Origin of the sequence: Nonomuraea rhizosphaerae, assembly GCF_019396405.1 — a bacterium.
In the GTDB taxonomy this organism is placed as follows: Bacteria; Actinomycetota; Actinomycetes; order Streptosporangiales; family Streptosporangiaceae; genus Nonomuraea; species Nonomuraea rhizosphaerae.
Genome location: NZ_JAHKRL010000011.1, coordinates 1 through 10,456 on the forward strand (window position 1 = coordinate 1; position 10,456 = coordinate 10,456).

At 72.1% G+C, this 10,456-nt stretch carries 7 protein-coding genes; 5 read left to right on the forward strand and 2 right to left on the reverse strand.

Annotated elements, in window-relative coordinates; all coding sequences use genetic code 11:
• Positions 1-105: 105 nt before the first annotated feature.
• Positions 106-1,530, reverse strand: a complete 1,425-nt coding sequence (gene pdxR / locus KME77_RS00645) for a MocR-like pyridoxine biosynthesis transcription factor PdxR (RefSeq protein ID WP_219460176.1) — start codon at positions 1,528-1,530, stop codon at positions 106-108.
• A 71-nt stretch (positions 1,531-1,601) separates the two neighbouring features.
• Here pdxR and KME77_RS00650 point away from each other — a divergent pair, with 71 nt between their 5' ends.
• Both KME77_RS00650 and KME77_RS00655 read left to right on the forward strand, forming a co-directional pair.
• Positions 1,602-2,495 (forward strand): DMT family transporter, encoded by an 894-nt coding sequence (locus tag KME77_RS00650; RefSeq protein ID WP_219460180.1) that lies wholly within the window; start codon positions 1,602-1,604, stop codon positions 2,493-2,495.
• 34 nt (positions 2,496-2,529) lie between these two features.
• Positions 2,530-4,182 (forward strand): fumarate hydratase, encoded by a 1,653-nt coding sequence (locus KME77_RS00655; protein WP_219460199.1) that lies wholly within the window; start codon positions 2,530-2,532, stop codon positions 4,180-4,182.
• Between the two features lie 170 nt (positions 4,183-4,352).
• Here KME77_RS00655 and KME77_RS00660 read toward each other — a convergent pair whose 3' ends face one another.
• On the reverse strand, positions 4,353-4,541 hold the full coding sequence (locus KME77_RS00660) for a DUF5999 family protein (RefSeq protein WP_219460183.1): 189 nt from the start codon (positions 4,539-4,541) through the stop codon (positions 4,353-4,355).
• 851 nt (positions 4,542-5,392) lie between these two features.
• Between KME77_RS00660 and KME77_RS00665 the strand changes: the two genes are divergently transcribed.
• The 3 genes from KME77_RS00665 to KME77_RS00675 all read left to right on the forward strand — a co-directional run bounded on the left by KME77_RS00665 (position 5,393) and on the right by KME77_RS00675 (position 10,296).
• The gene (locus tag KME77_RS00665) at positions 5,393-6,505 is read left to right on the forward strand and encodes a serine/threonine-protein kinase (RefSeq protein ID WP_219460187.1); all 1,113 of its coding nucleotides are present in this window, start codon (positions 5,393-5,395) and stop codon (positions 6,503-6,505) included.
• 35 nt (positions 6,506-6,540) lie between these two features.
• Positions 6,541-8,715: a serine/threonine-protein kinase gene (locus tag KME77_RS00670; RefSeq protein ID WP_219460190.1), complete on the forward strand. Its 2,175-nt coding sequence runs from the start codon at positions 6,541-6,543 to the stop codon at positions 8,713-8,715.
• 114 nt (positions 8,716-8,829) lie between these two features.
• The gene (locus KME77_RS00675) at positions 8,830-10,296 is read left to right on the forward strand and encodes a class II fumarate hydratase (protein WP_219460196.1); all 1,467 of its coding nucleotides are present in this window, start codon (positions 8,830-8,832) and stop codon (positions 10,294-10,296) included.
• Positions 10,297-10,456: the final 160 nt, after the last annotated feature.

Here is a 10,456-nt window from a genome sequence, read left to right on the forward strand (position 1 = left end):
GATCACCGGTACGGCCGACTGGGCCGAGCTGGGCGAGCTGGCGGCCGCCCTGCAGCAGCGCCCGAAGGCCACGGGCTGACCCTGGGGCGAGATGGCCGCCCGCCGCTACGTGCGGCGGTACGTCGCCGACAAGGCGCGGATCACCTCCGGCGCGCGGTGAACGGGCAGCCGGGCGAAGCCGATGACCACGGCGGGCGGGCCGGGCACGAAGCGGGCGGGGGCGATCGGCTCGGCGGCCAGGCCCAGATCCAGGGCGGCGGCCGTGAACGCCTCCTCCGACCAGCCCTCGGGCAGGACCAGGTACGCGTGGAGGCCGGCGGCGATGCCGCTGACCCGGACCTCGGGCAGGTGCTCGGCCAGTGCCTTGACGAAGGCGTCGCGGCGGCGGCGGTACTCGCGGCGCATCCGCCGCAGGTGCTTGTCGTAGCCGCCGGTCTGCAGGAAGTGGGCCAGCGCGTACTGGTCGATGACCGGGGAGCCGAGGTCCAGCTCGCCGCGCGCCCGCCGGACGGACGAGGCGAGAGCGGCGGGGGCGGCCACCCAGCCGAGCCGGAGCCCGGGGGCCAGGGCCTTGCTGACGCTGCCGGACAGGATCACCTGCCCGGGCGCCAGGCCCTGGAGGCAGCCGACGGGGTCGCGGTCGAAGCGGAACTCGGCGTCGTAGTCGTCCTCCAGCACCATCGCGCCCGTGGCGGCGGCCCACTCCATGAGGGCGGCGCGGCGTGACGGGGACAGGACGACGCCGGTCGGGTACTGGTGCGCGGGCGTGACCAGCACCGCGGCGGCGTCCACCTCGCGCAGCCGGGCGACGTCGATCCCCTCGCCGTCCACGGGGACGGGCACGAGCGTGGCCCCGGCGCGGCGCAGGAGGGGGATCTGCCGGTGGCTGGTGGGGTCCTCCACGGCCAGGCGCAGGCCGTCGCGGGCCAGGACGTGCAGGACCAGGCTGAGCCCCTGGGCGACCCCGCCGACGATCACCAGGTTCTCGGCGCGCACGTCCGCCGCCCGTACCCGCCGCAGGTAGCCGGCCAGCTCCTCGCGCAGCGCCGGGACGCCGCCCGGGTCGCCGTAGTCGAACGCGTCCGAGGGCACGGTGGTGAGCACGTGCCGTACGGAGGCCAGCCAGCGCTCCCGGGGGAACCCGCCGAGGTCGGGAGAGGTGGGCCGGTGACCGTAGAAGGGCGCGCACGGCGCGGCGGGCTCTGGACCATCGGCGGGGACGCCGGACGGAGGCGGGGAGGAGGACGGCGGTGGTGCCATGGAGGGGGACGCCGGCGCGGCGGACAGGGACGGGGCGACCTGGGTGCCGGAGCCGACGCGCGAGACCAGGAACCCCTCCGCCACCAGCTGCTCGTACGCCTCCACGACGACGCCCCGCGAGACCTGGAGGTCGGCGGCGAGGTCGCGGCTGGCGGGCAGCCGGGTGCCGGGCGTGAGGCGGCCGAGCCGGATGGAGTCGCGCAGCTCGGAGGCCACCTGCCCGGCAATACCGCCTTTTTCGCGATTTATCAGGATGTGCAGGTCGGCCATGGCATTGGTCCACTCGGAATGCGGCTCATTGGACTGCTTTGAGGAACCATTATGTCCCTAGAGTCCGTTGCATGAAAAACGGAGTCGCGGGCGCCGCCGCCGCCATGTTCCTCGTCGGGACGCTGGCCGGCGTGTCGGGCCTGATCCAGGACTATCCCGTCTACGGCGGGCAGGCGGTGCGCTACCTGGTCGCGGCGCTGATCTGGCTCGTCGTGATCCGGGTGCTCGGCCTGCGGTTCGTCCGCCTGACGGCGCGCGAGACGCTGCTGCTGGCCGGGCTCACACTGCTCGGGCTGGTGCTGTTCAACATGTGCGTGATCGAGTCGGCCCGCGACTCGGGCCCCGCCCTGGTCGGGACGGTCCTGGGCACCGTGCCGCTGGCGCTGGCCCTGCTCGGCGGCCGGCCCGCGCCCCGGCTGCTGGTCGGCGCGCTCGTCGTCGTGGGCGGCGCGACGCTGGCGACGGGCCTGGGCAGCGGCAGCCTGACGGGGCTGCTGTGGGCGCTGGGCGCGTTCGTGGGCGAGGTCAGCTTCTCGATGCTGGCCATCCCGCTGCTGCCGAAGCTGGGGGCGGTCCGGCTGTCGGCGTACTCGACGGTGCTGGCGGTGCCGATGCTGGCGGCGATCGGCCTGGTCAAGGAGGGCCCCGGCATGCTGCGGGCGCCGACGGCCGGGCAGGGGCTGGGGCTGGTCTACCTGGCGACGGTGGTGACGGTGGTGGCGTTCTTCCTCTGGTACAGCGCCCTGCCCAAGCTGGGCCCCGGCCGCGCGGGGCTGTTCGCGGGGCTGATCCCGGTCGGCGCGATCGTCACCGGCCTGGTGCTCGGCATCGCCGTCCCCAGCTCGTACGACCTGCTGGGCGCGGGGCTGGTGATCGCGGGCATCCTCATCGGGCAGAGCCGGGCGGGACGGAGGGCCCGGCCGGGGGCCGAACGGGTGAGCGTACCCGCGCACACACCCCAGTAAGCTCAGGAAGGCGGATCGGATCGAGAGGATGACCATGGCCGACTTCGACTACAGCGAGCTGCTGCCCCTTGGCGCCGACGAGACCGAGTACCGGCTGCTCACCTCGGAGGGCGTGCGGCGGGTCGAGGCGGCGGGGCGCTCGTTCCTGGAGGTCGACCCGGAGGTGCTGCGGCTGCTCACCGAGACGGCCATCCACGACATCTCCCACTTCCTGCGCCCGTCCCACCTCGCCCAGCTCCGCAAGATCGTCGACGACCCCGAGTCCAGCGGCAACGACCGGTTCGTCGCGCTCGACCTGCTGAAGAACGCCTCCATCTCGGCCGGCGGCGTGCTGCCCATGTGCCAGGACACCGGCACCGCCATCGTCATGGGCAAGCGCGGGCGCCACGTCCTCACCGACGGGCGCGACGCCGAGCACGTCTCACGCGGCGTGTACGACGCGTACACCCGGCTCAACCTGCGCTACTCGCAGATGGCCCCGCTGACGATGTGGGAGGAGAAGAACACCGGCAGCAACCTGCCCGCCCAGATCGAACTCTACGCCGAGGACCCCTCCGGCCACGCCGACGAGTACAAGCTGCTGTTCATGGCCAAGGGCGGCGGCTCGGCCAACAAGTCGTTCCTGTACCAGGAGACCAAGGCCGTGCTCAACGAGAAGCGCATGCTGGCCTTCCTGGAGGAGAAGATCCGCTCGCTCGGCACCGCGGCCTGCCCGCCGTACCATCTGGCGGTCGTCGTGGGCGGCACGTCGGCCGAGTACGCGCTGAAGACGGCCAAGTACGCCAGCGCCCGCTACCTCGACTCCATCCCCACCTCGGGCTCCGCCTCCGCGCACGGCTTCCGCGACCTGGAGATGGAGGCCAAGGTCTTCGAGCTGACGCAGAAGCTCGGGATCGGCGCCCAGTTCGGCGGCAAGTACTTCTGCCACGACGTACGGGTGATCCGGCTGCCCCGGCACGGCGCGTCCTGCCCGGTGGCCATCGCGGTGTCCTGCTCGGCCGACCGGCAGGCGCTGGCCAAGATCACGCCGGAGGGCGTCTTCCTGGAGAAGCTGGAGACCGACCCGGCGCGCTTCCTGCCGGAGACCACCGACGAGCACCTCTCCGACGACGTGGTCACGATCAACCTCAACAGGCCGATGCCGGAGATCCTCGCCGAGCTGTCGAAATATCCGGTGAAGACGCGGCTGTCGCTGACCGGCCCGCTGGTGGTCGCCCGCGACATCGCCCACGCGAAGATCTCCGAGCTGCTCGACCAGGGCGGCGAGATGCCGCAATACCTCAAGGACCACGCGGTCTACTACGCGGGCCCGGCCAAGACGCCCGAGGGTTACGCCTCAGGCTCGTTCGGCCCGACGACCGCGGGCCGCATGGACTCCTACGTCGAGCGTTTCCAGGCGGCGGGCGGCTCGATGGTGATGCTGGCCAAGGGCAACAGGTCGAAGCAGGTGACCGAGGCCTGTCACCGGCACGGCGGCTTCTACCTGGGCTCCATCGGCGGCCCCGCGGCCAGGCTGGCACAGGACTGCATCAAGAAGGTCGAGGTGCTGGAATATCCGGAGCTGGGGATGGAGGCGGTGTGGAAGATCGAGGTGGTCGACTTCCCCGCGTTCATCGTCGTCGACGACAAGGGCGACGACTTCTTCACCGACCGCACCGGGCCGGTCCTGTCCATCGGACGCCGCTGACATTCGACCTGCTGGCTGACATTCGGTCTATAGAGGTACAGCCGATGCGGAAGCGACTCTCCGGCGGCGGGTGCGCGGACGCTCGCCGCCCGGGAGGGGCTCCCGCGGGCTGACCGGGCCGGGAGGGCCTCGCGGACCGGATCAGTCCGGGAGGGGCTCCCAGGAGCCGGTCAGGCCGCCACAAGCCCTCTGTGCGGGGCGACCATGGAGCCGTCCGGCAGGAGCAGTCCCGTGTCCTCGAAAAGCACCACGCCGTTGCACAGCAGGCTCCAGCCCTGGTCAGGGTGGGCCGAGACCACGTGGGAAGCCTCACGGTCAGGCGAGTCGGCGGCGGGACAGGTCGGGTAGTGACTGCACATCATGCACCTCTCAGGTGGCACTCCTGTTGTGTGGATCTCAAAAGGGCAGCTTGCGCCCTGATGGCGTGCGAAGGTCCAGTGTGGGGGTGGTGGGCCGCGGCTGCGGCCTCCGGCGAACCTGGGTCTGGCGCATCTCCATCACGTCCCTCAACGAACTCGTCATCGTTATTGGTTCCGGTCGCGCACCAGGGTCTATGTCCCCAGTGTGACTTCCGACACTGACAGTTTCCGCGTTCAGAGGGTCCATCAGTTCCCCTAACTTCACTGTGCCCCGCAGCCCTTACGGCACCCTTACAAGTCACTGACCTCCGGAGCGGACCCCTATCAGTAACCCTGCCGCAAGCCTGCGAGTCACTTGCCGGGCATGGCGCACATTCCTGGGCGCCAACCCGTGCCGCCTGCCTAAAAGCGCAGGTCAAGTGCCGCCAAATACATTTGGCCCGAGGGATCGGGCCGAGCGGGGCCACGCTGACACGGGACGCCCCTCTCGACCGCGTACCGGGCCCGCTCGACCGATGCGACCCCCTATGTCCGGCGATATCGCCGCCGCGGCGAAACGATCAGGGGGTCCCCCTGGGGAATATCAGTGCCCGGCATGCCGTACGATCATGCGGTTCCAGGGCCGGCCGCGCGCCGCGCCGATCGCCCGGAACAGGGATGCGCCACAACGGGAAGCCGCTCCGCTACTTGCGGTGCCGGGGCGTTCACCGCGACTATGTGGGTGATCCACTCGGGCGATGTGAGCAGCGCGTTTGCTGACGTCACGAGTCAGACCGGTTGACTTAACTTCGCAACAATTTATCGGCCCGGCCTCTACTGGTCGGTTTACACAAATAGGTAAGCTGCCTGCCATGCGTGCGCCCTCCGGTTACCTCCTAGCCGCGCGCTACCGGCTTTTGGAACCGGTCGGCCGCGGCGGCATGGGCACCGTTTGGCGAGCGCACGACGAGCTGCTCGACCGCCACGTGGCGGTCAAGGAGGTCCGCCTGCCGGCCGTGCTCGACGAGGAGCTGCGCGCCGAGCTGTGCGCGCGCACCGAGCGCGAGGGCAGGGCGACCGCCATGGTCACGCACCCCTCGGTCATCACCGTGTTCGACGTCGTGACCGAGGACGACCGCCCGTGGATCGTCATGGAGCTGCTCCAGGCGAAGTCTCTGGAGCAGCTCATCCTGGAGGGCGGGCCGCTGCACCCCCGCAAGGCCGCCGAGATCGGGCGGCAGATCCTCGGCGCGCTGCGGGCCGTGCACGCCAAGGGCATCCTGCATCGCGACGTGAAGCCCAGCAACGTGCTGGTGACCGAGGACCGCGCGGTCCTCACCGACTTCGGGCTGGCCGCACTGGAAGGTGACGTTTCCATCACCCAGGCGGGGATCGTGCTGGGGTCGGCCGGTTACATCGCCCCGGAGCGGGTGCTCGGCTCGAAGGCCAGCCCGGCGGGCGATCTGTGGTCGCTCGGCGCGACCCTCTACACCGCCGTCGAAGGCCGCGGCCTCCACGGCCGCCGCACCGCCGCCGCCGCGCTGGCCGCGCTCACCAGCGGCGAGCCGATCCCGATGACGAAGGCCGGGCCTCTGGCGCCCGTCCTCGACGCGCTGCTCCGCATCGACCCGCAGACGCGGCTCGACTCCGTACGGGCCTCGTTGATGCTGGCCAGGGTCGCGGCGGGAGGCTCGGCCGAAGAGCCGCTGGCCGCACGCAGGACGACCGTACGGCCGGTGCCGGAGGTCGCCCAGCCCTCTTTCGCACGCAGGCCCACGCATCGTGGGCTGCATCGGGCGGAGGCCGCCACGGCCGCGATCGAGGTCCCCTCACCCCGGCAGGAACGCCGGCCGGGCGAAGGCGTCCACAGGAAGCGGGGGGAATCACGACCTAGTCCGTCCGCTTATGCCCGATTCAAAGCGACGGTGATAAAGTTGTGTCTTCCTCGGCGGTTCTGGCCAAGAGAACTTCGCAAGCGAGGGTAAAGCACTTCCCAAGCGAGAATCGATATCTTCTTCTCATGCCGGAACAGCAGACACGCCTGCTCGCGGAGCGCTACGAGCTCATCGCGCCCCTTGGTCGTGGGACCATGGGCACGGTGTGGCGCGCCCGCGATCGCGCGCTCGGGCGCGAGGTGGCGGTCAAGGAAATCCGCCAGGACCCGGGTCTCACCGAGGAACAGCGGGCCGAGCTGCGCGAGCGCATGGTCCGTGAGGGGCGCATCGCCTCCCGGATCAACCACCCGTCCGTCGCCGCTATCCACGACGTGCTCGTCCACGACAACAGTCCGTGGATCATCATGGAGCTGGTCGAGGCCCGCTCCCTGGAGCAGGTGATCGACGAGGAGGGCCCGCTGCCGCCCCGGCTGGTGGCCGAGATCGGCGTGGACCTGCTCGGCGCGCTGCGCGCCGCGCACGCCCAGGGCATCACGCACCGTGACGTCAAGCCCGGCAACGTGCTCATCACCGAGAGCGGGCGCGTGGTGCTGACCGACTTCGGCATCGCCAAGGCCGAGGGCGACTCCCGGCTCACCAAGACGGGGATGGTCATCGGCTCCCCCGGCTACACGGCCCCTGAGCGGGCCAGGGGCGAGTACACGGGACCCGAGTCCGACATCTGGTCGCTCGGGGCGACCCTGTACTTCGCGGTCGAGGGGCGTCCCGCGTACGAGCGGTCCACGATCGCCGAGACGCTGGCGGCGCTGCTGAGCGAGAACGCCGACCCGCCCACCCAGGCCGGGCAGCTACGGCCGATCCTGACCGGGCTGCTGGACAAGGACTACAAGCGGCGGCTGCCTGCGGCGAAGGCGGAGACGCTGCTCAGGATGGTCGCCGACACCCCCACCAGCGAGATGCCGGCGGTCGCGGCCGAAGCCCTGATCGCCCAGGAGGTCGGCTTGCCGGACCCGAACGAGACGGCGCCGGGCGCGCAGGGCTCCAGAGCGGCCGGTCCCTGGAACACCCCGGCCGGTCACGGCGCGCAGCAGGGCGGACCTGGCCCTTCGGCGGGCGGCCCCGCGGGGCAGCCGGGCGGTCCAGGTGGTCCCGGTGGTCCTGGCGGCCAGTCAGGCGGTTCTGGCGGTCCCGGCGGTCGGCCGGGTGGCGTCGGCGCGCGTCCCGGCGGCACCGGCGCCCAGGCTCCGGCCGCGGCGGCTTCCGGTGGCCAGGCGGCCCGTGGCGGCCCCAGCGCGCAGACCGACCCGAGCGGGCAGGCCACCCCTGGCGGCGCGTTCGGCCCGGCCGGACAGCCCGGCCCAGGCGGGCAGCCCGGCTCAGGCGGTGCGTTCGGCCCGAGACGACCTGGCTCACGCGGCGCGTTCGAGCCGAGCGGGCCGTCCGACTCGCGCGGCGCGTTCGAGCCGAACGGTCCCTCGGACTCACGTGGCGCGTTCAACCAGGGCGGGCCGGGCGACCCGGGCGGCACCTTCCGCCAGGGCGGGCAGGCAGGTCAGGGTGGTCAAGGCGGGCCGGGCGACCAAGCCGGGCAGGCCGGTGGTCGCGGCCCCGGGACCGAGCCGCGGCCGTACCCGCCGGGCCGGCCTCCGCAGGCTCCGGGCGCCACCCCGCCGGGCGCGCAGGCCGCGTCGCCGATGGGCGCGCCACCGCAGGCTCCTCCCGGCGCCCCGCCCCGTTCCACCGGGCCCGGCACAGGACCGAACCCGACCGGCGGGTACGACCCCGAGCGCACCATCAGCGTGGCCCGCCCGAAGACCCCCATGCCACCGCAGAGCCCGGACGAGTCGGCCACCGTCACCACCCGCATCCCGCACTCGCCGGGCCAGCAGGTGTACCCGCTGCCCGGCCAGCACCAGCCTCAGCAGCCCGGCCCGTACGGCCCGCAACAGGGCCCGCCCCACCTCGGCCCCCAGGCGGGCCCGCCCGGAGGCCCGCAGACAGGCCCGCACGCGGGACCGCAGTCAGGGCCGCACCCAGGTCAGCCCGGTGGTCCTCAGGGCGGCCCTCAGGGTGGTCCGCAGACAGGCCCGCAGACAGGCCCGCAGGGCGGCCCCCCGGTGGGCCCGCAGTCCGGCCAGGAGTTCCCCGCCGGGGGTCTGGGCACGGACCTGTTCGCCATCGCCAACCCGCCGGAGCAGCGTCCCACGGGCAACCGCAACGGCATGCTGGTCCTGATGGCCGTGGCCGCCGCGGCGGCCGTGGTGATCGCCGTCCTCATCGTGGCCCTGCTGTCGGCCTGACCCGCACCGCTGCCGGCCCGACGACAGCGCGTGCGGGTCTGACGGGCTGCTGCTGAGCTGACACACGGCATCCGCTTCGAGCTGATCCGGTGGGCGTGAGCCAGACTGGGAGGCATGAGCGAGTTCCGTATAGAACATGACTCGATGGGCGAGGTACGCGTACCGGTCGGAGCCAGGTGGCGTGCGCAGACCCAGCGGGCGGTGGAGAACTTTCCCGTGTCCGGGCGGCCGCTCGAGCCGTCGCACATAGCCGCGCTCGGCCTGATCAAGGCGGTGGCCGCCGAGGTCAACGGCGAGCTGGGAGTGATCGACAAGGACATGGCCGAGGCGGTCGCGCAGGCCGCGGCCGACGTCGCGGAGAACGAGCACGACGACCACTTCCCGATCGACGTCTTCCAGACCGGTTCCGGCACCTCGTCCAACATGAACGCCAACGAGGTGGTCGCGTCGCTGGCCGAGGAGCGGCTGGGCCGCCCCGTTCACCCGAACGACCACGTCAACGCGTCGCAGTCGTCCAACGACGTGTTCCCGACCTCGATCCACGTGGCGGCGGCGACGGAGGTGACCTACCACCTGCTGCCCTCCCTCGAACACCTGGCGGCCGCGCTGCGCGCCAAGGCGATCCAGTTCGACGGGGTGGTGAAGTCGGGCCGCACGCACCTGATGGACGCGACGCCGGTGACGCTCGGGCAGGAGTTCGGCGGTTACGCCACGCAGATCGAGCACGGGTCCGTACGGGTCAGGACGGCGCTCGGGCACGTGCTGGAGCTGCCGCTGGGCGGCACGGCGGTGGGCACGGGCATCAACACCCCGCCGGGCTTCGCCGAGCGGGCGATCGAGAAGCTGCGTGAGGCGACCGGGATCCCGTTCAGGGAGGCGATGGACCACTTCGAGGCGCAGGGAGCGCAGGACTCGATCGTGGAGCTGTCCGGCCAGCTCAAGGTGGTGGCGGTCTCGCTCAACAAGATCGCCAACGACCTGCGCTGGATGGGCTCGGGGCCGCGCGCGGGCCTCGGCGAGATCAACCTGCCCGACCTGCAGCCCGGCTCGTCCATCATGCCCGGCAAGGTGAACCCGGTGATCCCCGAGGCCACGGCCATGGTCGCGGCCCAGGTGATCGGCAACGACGCCGCGATCACGTTCGCCGGCGCGTCGGGGAGCTTCGAGCTGAACGTGCAGCTCCCCGTGATCGCGCGCAACATCCTGGAGTCGATCCGGCTGCTGGCGAACGTCTCCCGCCTCCTGGCCGACCGGTGCGTGGCGGGCATCACCGCGAACACCGGCAGGCTGCGCGAGTACGCGGAGTCGTCGCCGTCCATCGTGACGCCGCTCAACCGGTACGTGGGCTACGAGGAGGCGGCCAAGATCGCCAAGCAGGCGCTGGCCGAGCGCAAGACGATCAGGGAGGTGGTCATCGAGCGTGGCCACGTGGCGGCGGGGAAGCTGACGGAGGAGCAGCTCGACGCGCTGCTCGACGTGCTGTCGATGACCCACCCGTCGGTGACCCGCCGTACGGGTGCGGGTCGCCAGGGGGAGGGCGGGGAGGACGCCGCCTCCCCACCAGGCCGCGCGCCCGGGTGAGGGGGTCAGGCGCGGGTGGCGTCGATCCAGCGGGTCAGCAGCGCCCGCGCCGCCCCCGAGTCCACCGCGTCCCCCGCCCGCTTGTACGCCTGCGCCATGGACGTCACCAGGTCGGCGGCCGGAGGGGCGCCGTCGGGCGCCCCCCGGGGCCCCCCCCCCC